20 protein-coding genes are annotated in these 18,818 nt (G+C 68.8%); 7 read left to right on the forward strand and 13 right to left on the reverse strand.

The window, feature by feature from the left end:
- Positions 1 to 136 precede the first annotated feature (136 nt).
- A complete protein-coding gene (locus OG306_RS08595) occupies positions 137 to 1,024 on the forward strand; it encodes a winged helix-turn-helix transcriptional regulator (protein WP_266907013.1) in 888 nt (295 codons plus the stop codon).
- A 114-nt stretch (positions 1,025 to 1,138) separates the two neighbouring features.
- Here the strand turns inward: OG306_RS08595 and OG306_RS08600 are convergent, their stop codons facing one another.
- Both OG306_RS08600 and OG306_RS08605 read right to left on the reverse strand, forming a co-directional pair.
- Entirely contained in the window at positions 1,139 to 1,675 is a 537-nt protein-coding gene (locus tag OG306_RS08600; protein ID WP_266745505.1) for a TetR/AcrR family transcriptional regulator, read from the reverse strand.
- Positions 1,675 to 1,995, reverse strand: a complete 321-nt coding sequence (locus OG306_RS08605; protein ID WP_266745506.1) for a DMT family transporter — start codon at positions 1,993 to 1,995, stop codon at positions 1,675 to 1,677. Before OG306_RS08605 ends, OG306_RS08600 begins: the two co-directional genes overlap by 1 nt.
- 192 nt (positions 1,996 to 2,187) lie before the next feature.
- Between OG306_RS08605 and OG306_RS08610 the strand changes: the two genes are divergently transcribed.
- Positions 2,188 to 3,222, forward strand: coding sequence for a hypothetical protein (locus OG306_RS08610; RefSeq protein WP_266907011.1), 1,035 nt, complete (start codon positions 2,188 to 2,190; stop codon positions 3,220 to 3,222).
- Between the two features lie 111 nt (positions 3,223 to 3,333).
- Here OG306_RS08610 and OG306_RS08615 read toward each other — a convergent pair whose 3' ends face one another.
- The 9 genes from OG306_RS08615 to OG306_RS08655 form a co-directional block, all read right to left on the reverse strand.
- On the reverse strand, positions 3,334 to 3,807 hold the full coding sequence (locus OG306_RS08615; RefSeq protein WP_266907009.1) for a carboxymuconolactone decarboxylase family protein: 474 nt from the start codon (positions 3,805 to 3,807) through the stop codon (positions 3,334 to 3,336).
- 223 nt (positions 3,808 to 4,030) lie between these two features.
- Positions 4,031 to 4,384, reverse strand: a complete 354-nt coding sequence (locus tag OG306_RS08620; RefSeq protein ID WP_371665221.1) for a metal-sulfur cluster assembly factor — start codon at positions 4,382 to 4,384, stop codon at positions 4,031 to 4,033.
- The gene (gene sufU / locus OG306_RS08625) at positions 4,381 to 4,836 is read right to left on the reverse strand and encodes a Fe-S cluster assembly sulfur transfer protein SufU (RefSeq protein ID WP_266745509.1); all 456 of its coding nucleotides are present in this window, start codon (positions 4,834 to 4,836) and stop codon (positions 4,381 to 4,383) included. The genes OG306_RS08620 and sufU overlap by 4 nt, the downstream gene beginning before the upstream one ends.
- A gap of 26 nt (positions 4,837 to 4,862) precedes the next feature.
- Positions 4,863 to 6,119 (reverse strand): cysteine desulfurase, encoded by a 1,257-nt coding sequence (locus OG306_RS08630; protein WP_266745510.1) that lies wholly within the window; start codon positions 6,117 to 6,119, stop codon positions 4,863 to 4,865.
- The gene (gene sufC / locus OG306_RS08635; protein ID WP_266745511.1) at positions 6,116 to 6,880 is read right to left on the reverse strand and encodes a Fe-S cluster assembly ATPase SufC; all 765 of its coding nucleotides are present in this window, start codon (positions 6,878 to 6,880) and stop codon (positions 6,116 to 6,118) included. Before sufC ends, OG306_RS08630 begins: the two co-directional genes overlap by 4 nt.
- A 7-nt stretch (positions 6,881 to 6,887) precedes the next feature.
- Positions 6,888 to 7,205, reverse strand: a complete 318-nt coding sequence (locus tag OG306_RS08640) for a bifunctional 3-phenylpropionate/cinnamic acid dioxygenase ferredoxin subunit (protein ID WP_093539686.1) — start codon at positions 7,203 to 7,205, stop codon at positions 6,888 to 6,890.
- Positions 7,205 to 8,386, reverse strand: coding sequence for a Fe-S cluster assembly protein SufD (sufD, locus tag OG306_RS08645; protein ID WP_266745512.1), 1,182 nt, complete (start codon positions 8,384 to 8,386; stop codon positions 7,205 to 7,207). Before sufD ends, OG306_RS08640 begins: the two co-directional genes overlap by 1 nt.
- 68 nt (positions 8,387 to 8,454) lie before the next feature.
- Positions 8,455 to 9,876 carry a Fe-S cluster assembly protein SufB gene (gene sufB / locus OG306_RS08650; RefSeq protein WP_266745513.1) on the reverse strand — a complete coding sequence of 474 codons (1,422 nt, stop codon included), beginning with the start codon at positions 9,874 to 9,876 and terminating at the stop codon, positions 8,455 to 8,457.
- On the reverse strand, positions 9,873 to 10,613 hold the full coding sequence (locus OG306_RS08655; RefSeq protein WP_266745514.1) for a helix-turn-helix transcriptional regulator: 741 nt from the start codon (positions 10,611 to 10,613) through the stop codon (positions 9,873 to 9,875). Before OG306_RS08655 ends, sufB begins: the two co-directional genes overlap by 4 nt.
- A 136-nt stretch (positions 10,614 to 10,749) precedes the next feature.
- Between OG306_RS08655 and OG306_RS08660 the strand changes: the two genes are divergently transcribed.
- The 3 genes from OG306_RS08660 to OG306_RS08670 all read left to right on the forward strand — a co-directional run bounded on the left by OG306_RS08660 (position 10,750) and on the right by OG306_RS08670 (position 13,574).
- Positions 10,750 to 11,730 carry an ABC transporter ATP-binding protein gene (locus OG306_RS08660; protein WP_266745515.1) on the forward strand — a complete coding sequence of 327 codons (981 nt, stop codon included), beginning with the start codon at positions 10,750 to 10,752 and terminating at the stop codon, positions 11,728 to 11,730.
- Positions 11,727 to 12,494 (forward strand): ABC transporter permease, encoded by a 768-nt coding sequence (locus tag OG306_RS08665; RefSeq protein ID WP_266745516.1) that lies wholly within the window; start codon positions 11,727 to 11,729, stop codon positions 12,492 to 12,494. The genes OG306_RS08660 and OG306_RS08665 overlap by 4 nt, the downstream gene beginning before the upstream one ends.
- Positions 12,495 to 12,569: 75 nt before the next feature.
- Positions 12,570 to 13,574: a COX15/CtaA family protein gene (locus OG306_RS08670; RefSeq protein WP_266745517.1), complete on the forward strand. Its 1,005-nt coding sequence runs from the start codon at positions 12,570 to 12,572 to the stop codon at positions 13,572 to 13,574.
- A gap of 182 nt (positions 13,575 to 13,756) precedes the next feature.
- Here the strand turns inward: OG306_RS08670 and OG306_RS08675 are convergent, their stop codons facing one another.
- Together OG306_RS08675 and OG306_RS08680 are read right to left on the reverse strand one after the other, a co-directional pair.
- A complete protein-coding gene (locus OG306_RS08675) occupies positions 13,757 to 14,113 on the reverse strand; it encodes a hypothetical protein (protein WP_266745518.1) in 357 nt (118 codons plus the stop codon).
- A 98-nt stretch (positions 14,114 to 14,211) separates the two neighbouring features.
- Entirely contained in the window at positions 14,212 to 15,165 is a 954-nt protein-coding gene (locus tag OG306_RS08680; protein ID WP_266745519.1) for a heme o synthase, read from the reverse strand.
- A gap of 412 nt (positions 15,166 to 15,577) precedes the next feature.
- On the opposite strand from OG306_RS08680, the gene tkt reads away from it, so the two are divergent.
- On the forward strand, positions 15,578 to 17,665 hold the full coding sequence (gene tkt, locus OG306_RS08685; RefSeq protein WP_266745520.1) for a transketolase: 2,088 nt from the start codon (positions 15,578 to 15,580) through the stop codon (positions 17,663 to 17,665).
- Positions 17,666 to 17,699: 34 nt separating this feature from the next.
- Complete coding sequence (gene tal / locus OG306_RS08690) at positions 17,700 to 18,818, forward strand: transaldolase (RefSeq protein WP_266745521.1); 1,119 nt, start codon at positions 17,700 to 17,702, stop codon at positions 18,816 to 18,818.

An 18,818-nucleotide genomic window follows, 5' to 3' on the forward strand; every position in this document is an offset into this window, starting at 1 on the left:
CAGACGGCGATCGGCGCGGCAAGCGGCAGGCCGACGGCGAACCAGGCAAGTTCCCCTTGGGAACGGACTGTGCCATCATGCTTGACTGCAGGTCGATCACGTAAGAGACGGCAGCGGCAGACCGACGGAGGAGCCCATGCCCCAGCGCACCAGCCTGGCCGACGCCGACTGCGCGATCGCCCAGGCACTCGATGTCGTCGGCGACTGGTGGACCCTGCTGATCGTGCGGGACACGGCGCGCGGGGTGCACCGCTTCGACGCACTCCAGGAGGAGCTGGGCGTGTCCCGCAAGGTGCTGACCGAGCGGCTGCGGCTGCTCGTCGACGCGGGAGTGCTGTCCCGGGAGCCGTACCAGGACCGGCCACCCCGGTACGAGTACCGGCTCACCCGGCGCGGACGCGCACTGCTGCCCGTACTGATCGCACTCCAGGACTGGGGCGACAGCTGGGTGATGGGAGACGGAGAGATGACGGCAACGTCCGCCGAGGCATCGAAGGAGGCGGCCCGGGTGCACGCCCTGGTGGGCACGCGCCTGCCCGAGCTGCAACTGCTGGACTACGACGGCGCGTTGCGCGACCCGGTCGCCGACACCCCGTACACCGTCCTGTACTGCTTCCCCGGCGCCTACGCCCGCCGGGACGCCTATCCGCCGGGGTGGGCACAGATCCCCGGCGCGAGCGGCTGCACCCTCGAATCCTGCACGTATCGCGACCAGTTGGCCGAGTTCACGGCGGCGGGCGCGACCGTGCACGGGGTGTCCACCCAACGCCCGGACGAGCAGCGGGCGTTCGCGGACGCGGAGCGACTGCGCTTCCCGCTGCTGTCCGACGCGGAGCTGGAGCTGACGGCGGCTCTGCGACTGCCGACGTTCCGCGCGGCAGGGACGAGCCGGCTGAAGCGGCTGACGCTGGTGGTGGACCGGAACCGGACGGTCCGCGAGGCGCTGTACCCGATCACGGACATCGAGGCGAGCGTGCGGGCGGCCCTGACGACGATCCGAGGGGCGGCCCGGCCCGGCGCGTGACGCCCGAGAGGCAGCCCGGCCCGGCGTATGACGCCCGAGGGACAGCCCGGCCCGGCGCATGACGCCCGAGGAGCGGCCCGGCCCGGTGCGTGACGCCCGGGCGGCGCCGGTCCGTCAGCCGACGAGGCGCCCCAGCATCTCCCGCGCGTACGCCTCGTCGTATTCGCCGCCGGTGAGCAGCACCTGCAGACAGATCCCGTCCATGAGCGCGATCAGCGCGCGCGCCGTGGCCGGATCGGTCCGCCGGGACAGCAGTTCGGCGGCGCCGTCGGTCCACTCGGCGGCGACCGGCCGCAACGCGGACCTGCGGAGCGCGGCGCAGTACAGCTCGTATTCCAGCTCGGCCCGCCCACGCCCGCCGGAAAAGTACTCCCCCAGCAGCCCGGCCAGTTCCCCGGCGAGGTCGACGGCCGGGTCGGCCAGAGCCTCACTCGCCCGCATGACCTCGGCGAAGTTCTCGTTCGACCGGCGCAGCGCCGCGATCAACAGCTCGTCCAGCGACGCGAAGTGATACGTCGTCGAGCCGAGCGGCACATCGGCCTCGGCCGCGACGGAGCGGTGGCTGAGTCCCGCGATGCCCTTGGCGCCGACCACCCGGATCGCGGCGTCGATGATGCGGCCGCGCCGCTCGGGGTCGTAACGACGTGTCATCAGTGCGCCCCTCCCAGGTTCAGCACCACCACTCCGGCGATGACCAGCGCTATGCCGGCCAGCTTGACGAGGTTGCCGGACTCCCCCATGAAGAGGATGCCAATGGCGGCGATCGCGGCGGTGCCGATCCCGGCCCAGATGGCATAGGCGGTGCCCATCGACAGCGTCTTCAGCGTCTGGGCGAGCAGGGCGAAGGCGATGAGATAGCCCGCGACGGTGATCAGCGAGGGCCAGAGCCGGGTGAAGCCCTCGCTGTATTTCATGGCCGTCGTACCGGCCACCTCGGCCGCGATCGCCGCGGCAAGCAGTCCATAACCCATGTGTACGAGTGTACGCATCGCTGCTCGCGCCACGATACGGCGGTTTTGCGCCATCCGGGGCGCTACGGTGTCCCGACCGGCACACAGGACGACGACACACAACGGAGCGGCAGAGTGGCGCAGGACGCAGGGTGGGGCGGCGGAGCACCGTACGGAGGGCCCCCGGGGCCACCGGGATGGGGCGGCGGCTGGATGCCACCGCCGAAGCCGGGGGTGATACCGCTGGCGCCCCTGAAGCTCGGGGACATACTCGGCGGCGCCTTCAGCGCGATGGGGCGCTACTGGAAGCAGTTGTTCGGCATAGGCGTGACCGTGTACGGCGGAGCGCTGGTGATCGTGGGGGCGGCTGCCCTGATCGCGTACTCCGCGACCAGTGACCATCTGCACCACGTCATCTCGCTCAGCGCCGAGGAGGATCCGGCGTCGGCGGACGTGGTGCCGCTGGGGATCGGCTTCGGCGTCGTCTGGCTGGTCGCGATGATCGTGTTCATGGTCAGTACGGCCATGATGTACGCGACCGTTCCCGCGATCCTGCAGGAGGCGGTCCTGGGCAGGCCGACCACCTTCGGCGTGATCTGGCGCCGGGCCTGGGCCCGCGTGCCGGCGGTGATCGGAACGGTGGTCCTGTCCGCGCTGATCGCGATGATCCCGATGGTGCTCGCGGTGATCGGCTTCGTCACGGTCATGATCGGCGCCATCACTCTCTCGCAGGGGTCCGGCACCGCGCTGTGGACCTCGCTCGGCTTCCTGGGCGCCCTGGCCACCGCGCCCCTGGCGGCCTGGCTCTGGGTGAAGTTCTGTCTGGCCCCCTCGGCCGTGGTCTTCGAGGGGCAGGGCCCAGTGGCGGGAGTGCGCCGCTCGTCGCAGCTGGTGCGCGGCGACTGGTGGCGGGTCTTCGGGATCACCCTGCTGGCCCTGCTCATGGCGGCCGTGGCGAGCTACGTCATCCAGATCCCGTTCTCGTTCCTCGGCATGTTCTCCGGTGTCATCGGCGGCGCGACCCTGGCCGACGACCCGAATCCGGCCTCGATTCTCTTCGCCATGAGCGGCTATCTGGTGATCATGGCGCTCGGGCAGCTGATCGGACAGCTCGTCTCGACGACGTTCCCGCCGCTGGTGACTGGACTCCTCTACGTCGACCGGCGCATCCGTACGGAGAACCTGGGCCCCGCCCTCGCCGAGGCGGCGGCCACCCCGCCGCCGCCCCCGTACGGCACCCATGGCTGATCAGCCGGACCGCAGGGCGGTCCAGCACGACGCCCCGGGCTCCACCGCATGGCGCCCGGGGCGTCTGCCGCTCCGGTACCGGACCGAATCGGCGGTCCCGGCTCTCCCCGGCTATCCGAACTGGCCGGGCTGGTAGTCGCCGGCGGGCTGCTGGATGATGACGTTCACGCGGTTGAAGGCGTTGATGAGGGCGATGAGCGACACCAGGGCGCCGAGCTGCTCCTCGTCATAGTGCTTGGCGGCATTCGCCCACACCTCGTCACCGACACCACCGGCCCCGTCGGCGATGCGGGTGCCCTGCTCCGCAAGCTCCAGGGCAGCGCGCTCGGCATCGGTGAACACCTTGGCCTCCCGCCACGCCGCGACCAGGTTGAGCCGCACCGACGTCTCCCCGGCGTGTGCGGCGTCCTTGCTGTGCATGTCGACGCAGAAGCCGCAGCCATTGATCTGACTGGCACGGAGCAGCACCAGCTCCCGCGTCGTGGCCGGCAGCGACGATTCCCCGATCACCTTGCCCGCCGCGACGAGGTGCTTCAGCGCCCCGGCCGCGACCGGGTTGGCGAAGAGGTTCAAGCGAGCTTCCATGGTGCACTCCTTTGCCGTTGTTGGCGGTTACACCTCTCTGACGGAAACGGCCCGGCAGATGTGACCCGACGGAATGTGACGTGCGTCTCCCTCACCGAGCCGCGGCAGGGCGTACGGGTCCGGGTTGTCGTCGGCCGCCCGGGAACGGGCCATCATGCGTGCGGCGGCCGAACAACGACGAGCGGCCCCCGGCAGAAGCCGGGGGCCGCTCGTCGGTGATGCCTCAGACGTTGAAGCCGAGCGCGCGCAGCTGCTCGCGCCCGTCGTCCGTGATCTTGTCCGGGCCCCACGGCGGCATCCAGACCCAGTTGATCCGCAGCTCGTTGACGATGCCGTCGGTCGCGGACTTCGCCTGGTCCTCGATGACATCGGTCAGCGGGCAGGCCGCGGACGTCAGGGTCATGTCGAGGGTGGCGATGTTGGCGTCATCGATGTGGATGCCGTAGATCAGGCCCAGGTTGACGACGTCGATGCCCAGTTCGGGGTCGACGACGTCGTACAGGGCCTCGCGGACCTCCTCCTCGGAGGCCGGCTTGGTCGTGAGCTCCTCGTTGGATGTCACCGTGTTGTCGCTCATGCCGTCTTCCCTTCGGACAGCGCTTTCGCCGTCGCGTCCTTCCACGCCATCCAGCTCAATAGCGCGCACTTGACCCGGGCCGGGTACTTCGAGACACCGGCGAACGCGACCGCGTCCTCCAGTATCTCTTCCATCGCGTCGTCCGGCTCCAGCTGGCCCTTCGACTGCATCAGCTCCAGGAAGGTCTCCTGGATCTTCTGCGCCTCGCCTAGTTCCTTGCCGACCAGCAGGTCGTTGAGCACGGATGCGCTGGCCTGGCTGATGGAGCAGCCCTGACCCTCGTACGACACATCGGCGATGGTCTCGCCGTCGTACTTCACCCGGAGAGTGATCTCGTCGCCGCACGTCGGGTTGACGTGGTGCACCTCGGCGTCGCCGTCCCGCAGGCCACGCCCGTGGGGGTGCTTGTAGTGGTCCAGGATCACTTCCTGGTACATGGAATCAAGCTTCACCAGTCAACCCTCAGCCGCTCTGCGTATTAACCGAAAAAGTTCCGTACGTGTTCCAGCCCGTCCACCAGGGCGTCGACCTCGGCGGGCGTGGAGTACAGATAGAACGACGCTCGCGTCGTCGCAGGAATTCCGAACCGCAGGCAGACCGGCCGTGCGCAGTGGTGTCCGACCCGGACGGCGATGCCCTGCTCGTCGAGCACCTGGCCCACGTCGTGCGGGTGGATGTCACCGAGCGTGAAGGAGATCGTGGCGCCGCGGTCCTCGGCCGTCGCAGGACCGATGATCCTGAGATCCGGGACCTCCAGGAGACGCTTCACCGCGTACTGGGTGATCGCGTGCTCGTGCTGGTAGATCTTCTCCATGCCGATCGCCGACAGGTAGTCCACGGCCGCACCGAGGCCGACGGCCTGGGCGATCGGGGGTGTACCGGCCTCGAACTTGTGCGGCGCGGGGGCGTACGTCGACGAGTGCATCGACACGGTCTCGATCATCTCGCCGCCACCGAGGAACGGCGGCAGGTCCTCCAGGAGCTCCTGCCGTCCCCAGAGCACGCCGATGCCGGTCGGGCCGACCATCTTGTGGCCGGTGAAGGCCACGAAGTCGGCCTGCAGCGCCTGCACGTCGAGCACCATGTGCGGGGCGGCCTGCGAGGCGTCGATGCAGACCAGCGCGCCGACCTGCTGGGCGCGGCGGATGATCTTCTCGACCGGGTTGATCGTGCCCATGATGTTGGAGACCAGGGTGAAGGTGACGATCTTCGTCTTCTCCGTGATGATCTCGTCGATGTTGGACAGGTCGAGGCGGCCGTCGTCGGTGATGCCGAACCACTTCAGCTTCGCGCCGGTGCGCTGCGAGAGCAGCTGCCACGGCACGATGTTGGAGTGGTGCTCCATCTCCGTGGTGACGATCTCGGTCTCGTGGTCCACCCGGTAGGGCTCATCGGCCCAGCCGAGCATGTTGGCCACGAGGTTGAGCGACTCGGAGGCGTTCTTGGTGAAGATCACCTCGTTGCGGCTGGGCGCGTTGATGAACGCGGCGATCTTGTCACGGGCGCCTTCGTACAGCGCCGTGGCCTCCTCCGCGATCGTGTACACGCCGCGGTGCACGTTGGCGTTGTGCCGCTCGTAGTACTCGTTGAGGGCATCGAGAACCTGGCGCGGCTTCTGCGACGTCGCCGCACTGTCCAGGTAGACGACCTTCTTCCCGTCGTGGACCGTACGGTCCAGGAGGGGGAAGTCCTTGCGGATCGCCTCGGTGTCGAGGAGGCCCGGCAGCTGTGTCACGCGGAAGCGCCACCCTTCACATATGCCTCGTAGCCCTCGTTCTCCAGCTTGTCCGCGAGCTCGGCGCCGCCGGACTCGGCGATGCGGCCGTTGGCGAAGACGTGCACGAAGTCGGGCTTGATGTAGCGGAGGATCCGCGTGTAGTGCGTGATCAGCAGGGTGCCGACCTCGCCGGTCTCGCGGACCCGGTTGACGCCCTCGGAGACGATGCGCAGGGCGTCGACGTCCAGACCGGAGTCGGTCTCGTCGAGGATCGCGACCTTCGGCTTCAGGAGCTCCAGCTGAAGGATCTCGTGGCGCTTCTTCTCACCACCGGAGAAGCCCTCGTTGACGTTGCGCTCGGCGAACGCCGGGTCCATGTGGAGCTGGCCCATCGTCTCCTTGACCTCCTTCACCCAGGTACGCAGCTTGGGCGCCTCGCCGCGGACGGCGGTGGCGGAGGTGCGCAGGAAGTTGGAGACCGAGACACCGGGGATCTCGACCGGGTACTGCATCGCGAGGAACAGACCGGCGCGGGCGCGCTCGTCGACAGTCATCTCCAGGACGTCCTCGCCGTCCAGGGTCACCGAACCGCTGGTGATCGTGTACTTGGGGTGACCTGCGAGGGAGTACGCGAGGGTGGACTTGCCGGACCCGTTGGGGCCCATGATGGCGTGGGTCTCGCCCTGCTTCACAATCAGGTCGACGCCCTTGAGGATCTCCTTCGTGGCGTTGTCGGCCTCGACGGAAACGTGCAGGTCGCGGATTTCAAGCGTTGCCATGGGTGACTCAGGACTCCTGGGTGACGGAGACGAGCACATCGTCCCCTTCGATCTTGACGGGGTATACGGGGACGGGGCGCGTCGCGGGAAGGCCGGACGGCTTGCCGGTGCGCAGGTCGAAGCTGGAGCCGTGCAGCCAGCACTCGATCATGCAGTCCTCGACCTCTCCCTCGGACAGGGACACGTTCGCGTGCGAGCAGATGTCGTTGATCGCGAACACCTCGCCCTCGGTACGGACGACGGACACCGGGACGCCGTCGAGCTCCACCCGCTTCGGGGTGTCGTCCTCCAGCTCACTCAGCGCACAGGCTTTGACGAAGGCCATCAGACGGAAGCCTTCAGCTCGGTCTCGATCTTGTCGAGCAGCCGCGCCTCGACGTCCGGCAGGCCGATCTGCTGGACGAGCTCGGCGAAGAAGCCGCGCACGACGAGGCGGCGGGCCTCCTCGGCCGGGATGCCGCGGGACATCAGGTAGAAGAGCTGCTCGTCATCGAATCGGCCGGTCGCGGAGGCGTGGCCGGCGCCGACGATCTCACCGGTCTCGATCTCCAGGTTCGGCACCGAGTCGACCCGCGCGCCGTCCGTGAGGACGAGGTTGCGGTTCATCTCGTAGGTGTCGGTGCCCTCGGCCCTGGCCCGGATGAGGACATCACCGATCCACACCGCGTGTGCGCCGTCGCCCTGGAGCGCGCCCTTGTAGGCGGCGTTGGACTTGCAGTGCGGGGTGTTGTGGTCGACCAGGAGGCGGTGCTCCTGGTGCTGGCCCTTGTCGGTGAAGTACAGGCCGAAGAGCTCGGCCTCGCCGCCGGTGCCCGCGTAGCTGACCCGCGGGTGGAGACGGACCAGGTCACCGCCGAAGGTGACGACGATCGACTTGAACGAGGCGTCCCGGCCGACCAGCGCGTTGTGCTGGCCGACGTGGACCGCGGTCTCGTCCCAGTCCTGCACGGAGACGACGGTGAGCTTCGCGCCGTCACCGAGAACGTAGTCCACGTTGGCGGCGAGCACCGCGTCACCGGTGTGGTCGATGACGACGACGGCCTCGGCGAAGGCACCCAGCTCGACGACCTGGTGGCCGTAGGCCACGCCGCCCTCGCCGTGCACCGCGATGCGGATCGGCTCGGTGAGCACGGCCTCCTTGGCGACCGTGACGACGGACGCCTGCTCGAAGGACGTGTACGCCTGGGCGGCGACGCGGTCCACGGGGGTGCCGGCCTTCCCGAGCCGGGAGTCGTCGCGGCCGACGGTCTCGACCGTGACGCCCTCGGGGGCCTCGATCGCGACCTTCACGGCGCCACCGGTGGCGACGGCCGTGCCGTCGTGCAGTCCGCGCAGCCGCTCCAGCGGCGTGAACCGCCACTCCTCCTCGCGGCCGTGCGGGACCGGGAAGTCCGCGACGTCGTAGGACGGGGGGGCGCTCATGCGCGTGGCGACGGTCGACTCGGCGGCCACCGCGATGGATCCCGTGGTGGTGGACCCCGCCGGAATATTCTGAGCCTCAGCCATGGCTGTCGTAGTGCTCGCTTTCTCTGTCAAAAGTCGGGGAGTTCGGTCGTCCGGCTGCGGTAGCCGTATTAGCCGACCGAGCCCTCCATCTGCAGCTCGATCAGCCGGTTGAGCTCGAGTGCGTACTCCATCGGCAGCTCCTTCGCGATCGGCTCGACGAAGCCGCGCACGATCATCGCCATCGCCTCGAACTCGGTCAGACCGCGGCTCATCAGGTAGAAGAGCTGGTCCTCGGAGACCTTGGAGACGGTTGCCTCGTGACCCATCGACACGTCGTCCTCGCGGACGTCGACGTACGGGTAGGTGTCGGAGCGCGAGATGGTGTCGACCAGCAGCGCGTCACAGAGCACGTTGGACTTCGCGCCCGGCGCGCCCTCGCCGATCTCGATCAGGCCGCGGTACGAGGTACGGCCACCGCCTCGCGCCACCGACTTGGAGACGATGTTGGAGGAGGTGTTGGGCGCCATGTGGACCATCTTGGCGCCGGCGTCCTGGTGCTGGCCCTCGCCCGCGAAGGCGATGGACAGGGTCTCGCCCTTGGCGTGCTCGCCCATCAGGTAGACGGCCGGGTACTTCATGGTGACCTTGGAGCCGATGTTGCCGTCGACCCACTCCATGGTCGCGCCCTCGTAGGCCACGGCGCGCTTGGTGACCAGGTTGTAGACGTTGTTCGACCAGTTCTGGATCGTCGTGTAGCGGCAGCGGCCGCCCTTCTTCACGATGATCTCGACGACCGCGGAGTGCAGCGAGTCGGAGGAGTAGATCGGCGCGGTGCAGCCCTCGACGTAGTGGACGTAGGCGTCCTCGTCGACGATGATCAGCGTCCGCTCGAACTGGCCCATGTTCTCCGTGTTGATACGGAAGTAGGCCTGCAGCGGGATGTCGACGCGGACACCCTTGGGCACGTAGATGAACGAGCCGCCGGACCACACGGCCGAGTTCAGCGAGGCGAACTTGTTGTCGCCGACCGGGATGACGGTGCCGAAGTACTCCTTGAAGAGCTCCGGGTGCTCCTTCAGCGCGGTGTCGGTGTCGAGGAAGATGACGCCCTGCTCCTCCAGATCCTCACGGATCTGGTGGTAGACGACCTCGGACTCGTACTGCGCGGCGACACCGGCGACCAGGCGCTGCTTCTCCGCCTCCGGGATGCCGAGCTTGTCGTAGGTGTTCTTGATGTCCTCGGGCAGGTCCTCCCAGGACTCCGCCTGCTTCTCGGTGGATCGCACGAAGTACTTGATGTTGTCGAAGTCGATGCCCGACAGGTCGGAGCCCCAGTTCGGCATGGGCTTCTTGTCGAAGAGCCGCAGGCCCTTGAGGCGCAGCTTCAGCATCCACTCGGGCTCGCTCTTCTTCGCCGAGATGTCGCGGACTACATGCTCGGAGAGCCCGCGCTTGGCTGCGGCGCCTGCCGCGTCGGAGTCGGCCCAGCCGAATTCGTACGTGCCCAGACCCTCGAGCTCAGGGTGGGCAGTCTCCGTGGGGAGCGTCATGCGGGGTTCCTCCCGGCCGTGCTTGCAGATACTGAATGGGTGGTCTGTGGTGCTGCGTGGCCGCTGCGCGGAATGTACGTCGTACACACACCGTCGCCGTGGGCGATGGTGGCCAGACGCTGCACATGGGTCCCGAGGAGGTTGGAGAAGAACTCCGTCTCCGCCTCGCACAGCTGCGGGTACTGCTCGGCGACATGGGCGACCGGGCAGTGGTGCTGGCACAGCTGCTCGCCCTGCTGCGGGCCGGGCGCGCTACGCGCGGTAGCAGCGTACCCGTCGGCCGACAAAGCCTTGGCCAGGGCCTCGGTCCGCGCCTGCGGGTCCGCGGCCTCGACCGCCGCGCGGTACGCCTCGGACTGGGACGCAATCCTGGCCCGGGCGAAAGCGACGACCGCCTCATCGCCCGAGGTCTCGGCGATCCAGCGCAGCGCGTCCGCGGCGAGCTTGTCGTAGGACTGGTCGAAGGCGTCCCGCCCGCAGTCGGTCAGAGCGAACGCCTTGGCCGGGCGGCCCCGGGTCCGCGCGCCGTACACCCGCTGTTCACGGGCCTCGACGATGCCGTCGGAGACGAGGGCGTCGAGATGCCGACGGACAGCGGCCTGGGTGAGACCCAGGCGCTTCGCCAGCTCGGCGACCGTGGACGGGCCGTGGTCCAGGATGGAACGCGCGACCCGATTGCGCGTCGAGCGCTCTCCGGTCACGAGTTCCTCCTGCGGAGCCTCGCCAACGTATTTCACAACGCCATTGTTGCGTAATTCATCTCGCCCTGACAACCACGGTCCGGAACGATCTACGGTGCGGTTCATCACTTAGGGTTACCTAATGCGGCCCCGGGAGACGGGCGTTTCCCGCCCCTGCCTAGACTTACCGGCCATGAAGAGCGAGTCCGCCCTCCCGTCACCCGGCCGCTGCCCCCCATCGAGGCACTCCGCGCCGCACCTGGCCATTGAGGTCCGCGGACTGGTGAAGCGGTACGGCCCCAAGACCGCTGTGGACGGCCTCGACCTGCGTGTACGCACCGGCGCGGTCACCGCCGTCCTCGGCCCCAACGGCGCCGGCAAGACCACCACCATCGAAACCTGCGAGGGCTACCGCCGTCCGGATGACGGGACGGTACGGGTCCTCGGTCTCGATCCGGTCGCCGACGCCGCGCTGCTCCGCCCGCGGATCGGCGTGATGCTCCAGTCGGGCGGCGTCTACTCCGGAGCGCGCGCCGATGAGATGCTCCGCCACATGGCGAAACTCCACGCCCATCCCCTGGACGTCGACGCCCTGATCGAGCGCCTCGGCCTCGGCAGCTGCGGCCGGACGGCCTACCGCCGGCTCTCCGGCGGCCAGCAGCAGCGGCTCGCCCTGGCGATGGCCGTCGTGGGCCGCCCCGAACTGGTCTTCCTGGACGAACCGACCGCCGGCCTCGACCCGCAGGCACGTCGGTCCACCTGGGATCTCGTACGGGAGCTGCGCGCCGATGGCGTGTCCACCGTCCTGACCACGCACTTCATGGACGAGGCCGAGGAGCTCGCCGACGACGTCGCCGTCATCGACGCGGGCAAGGTCATCGCCCAGGGCAGCCCGGAGACGCTCTGCCGCGGCGGCGCCGAGAACACCCTGCGCTTCACCGGCCGCCCCGGACTCGACCTCGGCTCCCTGCTGAAGGCGCTGCCCGACGGTACGGAGGCTGCGGAGCTCACCCCGGGTACGTACCGCATCACCGGCGACGTCGGCCCGCAGCTGCTGGCCACCGTCACCTCCTGGTGCGCGCAGCACGGCGTGATGCCGTCCGGCATCTCCGTGGAGCGGCACACCCTGGAGGACGTCTTCCTGGAACTGACCGGCAAGGAGCTGCGCGCATGAGCGCCGGTACGTACACCCCGCGGCCGGGCGCCGCCCCGCTGTCCCGCATGATCACCACGCAGACCGCGCTGGAGACGCGGATGCTGCTGCGCAACGGCGAGCAACTGCTGCTGACCGTGATCATCCCGACGCTGCTGCTGGTGCTGTTCAGCGCGGTCGACATCGTGGACACCGGCTCGGGCGAGTCGGTCGACTTCCTGACCCCCGGCATCCTCGCGCTCGCCGTGATGTCGACGGCCTTCACCGGCCAGGCCATCGCCACCGGCTTCGAGCGGCGGTACGGGGTGCTCAAACGGCTCGGTGCCTCGCCGCTGCCCCGCTGGGCCCTGATGACCGCCAAGACCCTCTCCGTACTGGTCACCGAGGTGCTGCAGGTGGTGCTGCTGACGGTGATCGCGTTCGCGCTGGGCTGGTCGCCGCACGGCAACCCGTTCGCCGTCCTGCTGCTGCTCGTGCTCGGCACCGCGGCCTTCTCCGGGCTCGGGCTGCTGATGGCCGGGACGCTGAAGGCGGAGGCGACGCTCGCCGCGGCCAATCTGGTCTTCCTGCTGCTGCTGGTCGCCGGCGGTGTCATCGTGCCGCTGGAGAAGTTCCCGGACGCGGTGCAGTCGGTGCTGGGGCTGCTGCCGATCGCGGCCCTGTCGGACGGGCTGCGCGCCGTGCTCCAGCACGGCGCGTCGATGCCGTGGGGAGACCTCGGCATCCTCGCGGTATGGGCGGTGCTCGGGCTGGGCGCGGCGGCGAACTTCTTCCGCTGGGAGTGAGCGGGCCCACGCATCGGTCGACGATTCGGGGTAACTCGTCCCCCTCGTGAAAGCTTGCACAAGCCGCCGCCTACCATGGTGCGCGTGCCCAAGCTGACCCGAGCCGAAGTCGCTCAAGCCGTGCGGAACCCGCTCCTCTACATCGCCGAGCGATGGACTCCGTCCCCCCGCACGGTCCGCCGTGCGGCCATGTCGGCCGTCGTCATGGCCGTGCTCATCGTCGTGACCGGCGGCGCGGTGCGGCTGACCGGCTCCGGCCTGGGCTGCCCGACCTGGCCCAAGTGCACCGAGGAGAGCCTCACGGCGACGAGCGCGATGGGCCTCCACGGCGTCATCGAGTTCGGCAACCGGATGCTGACGTACGTCCTGTGCGCGGCCGTCGGGTGGGCGATCATCGCCGCCCGGTCCGCGAAGCCCTGGCGGCGCAGCCTCACCCGGCTCGGCTGGGTGCAGTTCTGGGTGGTCATGGGCAACGCGGTGCTCGGCGGCATCGTGGTGCTGGTCGGCCTCAACCCGTACACCGTCGCGGCGCACTTCCTGCTCTCCACGGCGCTGCTCACCGTCGCGATGGTGACGTGGCAGCGGGTCCGTGAGGGCGACGCGGCGCCCCGGCCGCTGGTGGGCAAGGCGGTGTCCCAGCTGACCTGGCTGCTCGCGGTCGTGGCGGGGCTGCTGATCGCGGTCGGCACAGTCGTCACGGGCGCCGGACGGCACGCGGGTGACTCCAGCGACGTCCACCGCATTCCGATCGACTGGAAGATGATCACGCAGCTGCACGCCGATCTGGCCTGGGCCGTGGTGGCGCTGACCGTCGCCCTCTGGTTCGTACTGAAGGCCGTGGACGCGCCCGTCGGGCCGCTGCGCCGCACCCGTGACCTCTTCCTGGTGCTGCTGGGGCAGGGGCTTGTCGGGTACGTGCAATATTTCACCGACACGCCGGAAGTACTGGTCGGACTGCACATGTTCGGCTCGTGCCTGGTGTGGATCGGCGTGGTGCGCGTCCTGCTGTCGCTGCGCGAGCGGCCGGTGGAGGTCGGGCCGACTCCGACCCCACGCAGCGAAACAGCGCTCATCGCCTGAAAGGCGCCGCGCACCGGGGAGCACATGGGCAAGGCGTCATCGGGTACGTGCAGTACGGACCATTCCCGGCACGCGGCAGAAAAATGCCAACGCGCGAATCCCCTAAAGGTTTTGTCAGCGGCTGATCGAAAGCCCCCTGCTAGCCCGGCTGAATACGGTGAGCAGGGGGCTTTCGCCTGCCCTCAGGCCTTGTTGGACGGGCCGCCCACCTGGATTCCGGCCATCCGCGTCCACTCGTACGGGCCGGTGCGGACCTTCGCGGCGAACTCCCCGTCGAAGGACTCGTGCATCGTGATCCCGGCCTTCCGAGCGGCACTCTCGGCGACCGCGTACGACGGGGCGACCAGATCGCCCCAGCCGCCGTCCTCGCCGACGAGAACGATGCGGGTGCCCATCTGCCCGATGTAGGAGAGCTGTCCCTCCGCACCGCCGTGGGCCTTGGAGAAGGCACCGATCTGCTTGGCGAGCCTCGCCGCCCTGCGCTCCGCGCGGGCCGCCTGCTTGCCGCTCTCCACCTGGGTTTCTGCCGTCTCTGCCATGCTCAGGATGCTATCGATGGGTACGCCGACGTGCGACGGGCGGGGCACGTGGCCTGGGCCACGCACCCCGCCCGTCGGCAGGTGTCGGTGAAGCGGGACTACCTCAGGAAGGGGTCGACCGCCACGGCGACGAAGAGCAGCGAGACATAGGTGATCGACCAGTGGAACAGCCGCATCTCCTTGAGCTTCCCGCCCGTCACCCCGGCCTTGGCCCGGTTGAGCAGGCCATGGGCCTCCCAGAGCCAGAACCCGCCGGTCAGCAGCGCCACCGCCGTGTAGAACCAGCCGGTGTAGCCGAGCGGAGTCAGCAGCAGCGAGACGGCGACCATCACCCAGCTGTAGACGACGATCTGGCGGGCCACCACCCGGTTGGAGGCGATGACCGGCAGCATCGGCACGCCGACCCTGGCGTAGTCGTCCTTGACCTTCATCGACAGCGGCCAGTAGTGCGGCGGCGTCCAGAAGAAGATGACGGCGAAGAGAATGACCGCGGCCCAGGACATCGAGTTGGTCACGGCGGACCAGCCGATGAGGACCGGCATGCAGCCGGCGATGCCGCCCCAGACGATGTTCTGCGAGGTGCGGCGCTTCAGCAGCATCGTGTAGACGACGACGTAGAAGAGCAGCGCACCGAGCGACAGCGCCGCCGACAGCCAGTTGACCAGCAGTCCGAACCAGACCGTGGAGATCACCGCGAGGGCAACACCAAAGGCCAGGCACTCACGTGGGGTCACCATTCCGGTGACCAGCGGGCGCTGCGACGTACGGTCCATCAACGCGTCGATGTCGCGGTCGATGTACATATTCAGCGCGTTGGCACCGCCCGCGGAGAGATATCCCCCGATGGTGGTGGTGAGAACGAGCCACAGATCGGGTACACCCTGAGCGGCCAGGAACATCACCGGAACAGTGGTGATCAGCAACAGCTCGATGATCCGAGGCTTGGTCAACGCCACGAATGCCTTGACACGGGCCCCGAACGGGCGATGGCCCCCTGGGCTGGGAGTCAAGGCGACCCCTGCGGGTCGGGACTCGACGGCCGTCACGCACACCCCTGACAGAGAAATCCCAGCAAGCTCCGGGCGTGAAGGCCCAGTAAAGACTTGCGCGAACCACACCACTGTAGACGTTGGGGACAGGCCGCCCTTCGCGGGGGTGCGGTCGTGTTGAAGTGGCGCAGAAGTAAAGGGACGCGCTCATCGAAGTGGCATATGGGGGCCTCGCTCACCGGGGTGGCGCATCAGTGAAAGGACACGCTCATCGGAGGGCCCAGAAGTGGCCGGAGGCGCTCATCAGAGGGCCCAGAAGTGAGCCGTCGCGCTCATACGGGAGGCGAACTCCACGGACCACCCGCACCCTGGAAAGCAGCCGGAAAATGCTTGTTCCGACGAGGGTAGGCTCGACAGCGCCCGGTGCGGTCACCAGTCACCGGTTTAGAACAGTGGAGAGGAGCCCTGACTCAGGGTGAGCACCAAGCCGACCACCACAGACCTCCAGTGGACCGAATTGGACCAGCGGGCCGTGGACACTGTCCGCGTCCTTGCCGCCGACGCCGTACAGAAGGTCGGAAACGGCCACCCGGGCACGGCGATGAGCCTGGCTCCTGCCGCGTACACCCTCTTCCAGAAGGTGATGCGGCACGACCCCGCCGACGCCGAGTGGACCGGTCGCGACCGGTTCGTGCTCTCCGCGGGGCACAGCAGCCTGACCCTCTACATCCAGCTCTACCTGGCCGGGTACGGCCTGGAGCTCGATGACCTCAAGGCCTTCCGCACCTGGGGTTCGAAGACCCCCGGTCACCCGGAGTACGGCCACACCACCGGCGTCGAGACGACCACGGGCCCGCTGGGCCAGGGTGTCGCCAACGCGGTGGGCATGGCAATGGCCGCCCGCTACGAGCGCGGCCTGTTCGACCCGGAGGCGGCCCCCGGCACCTCCCCGTTCGACCACATGATCTGGGTCGTCGCGGGCGACGGCTGCCTCCAGGAGGGCATCTCCGCGGAGGCGTCCTCGCTGGCCGGGCACCAGAAGCTCGGCAACCTGGTCCTGCTGTGGGACGACAACCACATCTCCATCGAGGGCGACACGGAGACCGCGGTCTCCGAGGACACCCTGAAGCGGTACGAGGCGTACGGCTGGCACGTCCAGCGCGTCGACCAGCTGCCCAGCGGCGACCTGGACCCCGCAGGTCTGTACGCGGCGCTGCAGGCCGCCAAGGCCGAGACGGAGCGCCCGTCGTTCATCGCGGCCCGTTCGATCATCGCCTGGCCCGCCCCGCACGCCCAGAACACCGAGGCCTCGCACGGCTCGGCACTCGGTGACGAAGAGGTCGCCGCGACGAAGAAGGTCCTCGGCTTCGACCCGGAGAAGACCTTCGAGGTCTCCGACGAGGTCATCTCGCACACCCGTGAGGCACTGGACCGCGGCCGCGAGGCCAAGGCCGAGTGGGAGAAGTCCCTCGCCGCGTGGCGCACCGCCAATCCGGAGCGCGCCGCCGAGTTCGACCGGATCTCCGCGGGCGAACTGCCCGCCGGCTGGGAGGACAAGCTCCCCGTCTTCGAGCCGGGCAAGAGCGTCGCCACCCGTGCCGCCTCCGGCAAGGTGCTCCAGGCTCTCGGCGAGATCGTCCCCGAGCTGTGGGGCGGCTCCGCCGACCTGGCGGGCTCGAACAACACGACGATCGACAAGACGTCGTCGTTCCTCCCGACGGGCAACCCGCTGCCGGGCGCGGACCCGTACGGCCGCACGATCCACTTCGGCATCCGCGAGCACGCCATGGCCGCGGCCATGAACGGCATCGCGCTGCACGGCCACACCCGTATCTACGGCGGCACCTTCCTGGTGTTCTCCGACTACATGCGCAACGCCGTGCGCCTGTCCGCGCTGATGCACCTGCCGGTGACGTACGTGTGGACGCACGACTCCATCGGTCTCGGCGAGGACGGCCCGACCCACCAGCCGGTGGAGCACCTGGCCTCACTGCGCGCCATCCCGGGCCTGAACATCGTCCGCCCGGCCGACGCGAACGAGACCGCCGTCGCCTGGCGCGAGATCCTGCGCCGCTACACCAAGGTGTTCGGCAAGGGAGCCCCGCACGGCCTGGCGCTGACCCGTCAGGGCGTGCCCACGTACGAGGCGAACGAGGACGCGGCCAAGGGCGGCTACGTGCTCTTCGAGGCCGAAGGCGGCGACGCCCAGGTCCTCCTCATCGGTACGGGCTCCGAGGTGCACCTCGCCGTCGAGGCGCGCGAGGAGCTGCAGGCGGCCGGCATCCCGACCCGGGTGGTCTCGATGCCGTCGGTCGAGTGGTTCGAGGAGCAGGACCAGGCGTACAAGGACAGCGTTCTGCCGCCGTCCGTGAAGGCCCGGGTCGCGGTCGAGGCCGGTATCGGGCTGACCTGGCACCGGTACGTCGGAGACACCGGCCGAATCGTCTCGCTGGAGCACTTCGGTGCCTCGGCCGACGCCAAGGTCCTCTTCCGTGAGTTCGGGTTCACCGGCGAGCACGTCGCCGCCGCCGCGCGGGAATCTCTCGCCGCCGCCACGCGCTGACGCCGGTATACGACTAGTAGGAGATGCAATTCTCATGACAGACGCACTCAAGCGCCTCTCCGACGAGGGCGTGGCGATCTGGCTCGATGACCTGTCGCGCAAGCGGATCACCTCGGGCAACCTCGCCGAGCTGATCGACCAGCAGCACGTCGTGGGCGTCACCACCAACCCGTCGATCTTCCAGAAGGCGATCTCGCACGGCGACGGGTACGAGCAGCAGCTCACCGATCTCGCCACCCGCAAGGTCACCGTCGACGAGGCCATCCGCATGATCACGACGGCTGATGTGCGGGACGCGGCGGACATCCTGCGTCCGGTCTTCGACGCCACGGACGGCCAGGACGGCCGGGTCTCCATCGAGGTCGACCCTCGTCTGGCGCACCACACCGACGCCACCGTCGCCGAGGCCAAGCAGCTGGCGTGGCTGGTGGACCGGCCCAACACGCTCATCAAGATCCCGGCGACGAAGGCCGGCCTCCCGGCGATCACCGAGGTCATCGGAAAGGGCATCAGCGTCAACGTCACGCTGATCTTCTCGCTGGAGCGCTACCGCGAGGTCATGGATGCCTACCTGGCGGGTCTGGAGAAGGCGAAGGCCGCGGGCCTGGACCTCTCCAAGATCCACTCGGTGGCCTCCTTCTTCGTGTCCCGCGTGGACACCGAGATCGACAAGCGTCTCGACGCGATCGGCACCGACGAGGCCAAGGCGCTCAAGGGCAAGGCGGCACTCGCCAACGCCCGGCTCGCCTACCAGGCGTACGAGGAGGTCTTCGGCTCGGAGCGCTGGGCCGCCCTGGACAAGGCGCACGCCAACAAGCAGCGCCCGCTGTGGGCCTCGACCGGCGTCAAGGACCCCGCGTACAAGGACACCCTGTACGTCGACGACCTGGTCGCCCCCGGCACGGTGAACACCATGCCCGAGGCCACCATGGACGCCACCGCGGACCACGGACAGATCACGGGCAACACCATCGCCGGCACCTACGAGCAGGCCCGCGCCGAGCTCGACGGCGTCGCGAAGCTCGGGATCTCCTACGACGACGTCGTCCAGCTCCTCGAGGACGAGGGCGTCGAGAAGTTCGAGGCGTCCTGGATCGACCTGCTCAACTCGACCGAGGCAGAGCTCAAGCGCCTCGCCCCTTCGGAGGGCTGA

This window comes from Streptomyces sp. NBC_01241 (assembly GCF_041435435.1).
GTDB lineage: Bacteria > Actinomycetota > Actinomycetes > Streptomycetales > Streptomycetaceae > Streptomyces.

Coding starts and splice junctions, on each gene's coding strand:
- OG306_RS08595 (WP_266907013.1), top strand. CDS start 137: ATGCCCCAGCGCACCAGCCTGGCCGACGCCGACTGCGCGATCGCCCAG.
- OG306_RS08600 (WP_266745505.1), bottom strand. CDS start 1,675: ATGACACGTCGTTACGACCCCGAGCGGCGCGGCCGCATCATCGACGCC.
- OG306_RS08605 (WP_266745506.1), bottom strand. CDS start 1,995: ATGGGTTATGGACTGCTTGCCGCGGCGATCGCGGCCGAGGTGGCCGGT.
- OG306_RS08610 (WP_266907011.1), top strand. CDS start 2,188: ATGCCACCGCCGAAGCCGGGGGTGATACCGCTGGCGCCCCTGAAGCTC.
- OG306_RS08615 (WP_266907009.1), bottom strand. CDS start 3,807: ATGGAAGCTCGCTTGAACCTCTTCGCCAACCCGGTCGCGGCCGGGGCG.
- OG306_RS08620 (WP_371665221.1), bottom strand. CDS start 4,384: ATGAGCGACAACACGGTGACATCCAACGAGGAGCTCACGACCAAGCCG.
- sufC (WP_266745511.1), bottom strand. CDS start 6,880: ATGGCAACGCTTGAAATCCGCGACCTGCACGTTTCCGTCGAGGCCGAC.
- OG306_RS08640 (WP_093539686.1), bottom strand. CDS start 7,205: ATGGCCTTCGTCAAAGCCTGTGCGCTGAGTGAGCTGGAGGACGACACC.
- sufD (WP_266745512.1), bottom strand. CDS start 8,386: ATGGCTGAGGCTCAGAATATTCCGGCGGGGTCCACCACCACGGGATCC.
- sufB (WP_266745513.1), bottom strand. CDS start 9,876: ATGACGCTCCCCACGGAGACTGCCCACCCTGAGCTCGAGGGTCTGGGC.
- OG306_RS08660 (WP_266745515.1), top strand. CDS start 10,750: ATGAAGAGCGAGTCCGCCCTCCCGTCACCCGGCCGCTGCCCCCCATCG.
- OG306_RS08665 (WP_266745516.1), top strand. CDS start 11,727: ATGAGCGCCGGTACGTACACCCCGCGGCCGGGCGCCGCCCCGCTGTCC.
- OG306_RS08670 (WP_266745517.1), top strand. CDS start 12,570: ATGGTGCGCGTGCCCAAGCTGACCCGAGCCGAAGTCGCTCAAGCCGTG.
- OG306_RS08675 (WP_266745518.1), bottom strand. CDS start 14,113: ATGGCAGAGACGGCAGAAACCCAGGTGGAGAGCGGCAAGCAGGCGGCC.
- tal (WP_266745521.1), top strand. CDS start 17,700: ATGACAGACGCACTCAAGCGCCTCTCCGACGAGGGCGTGGCGATCTGG.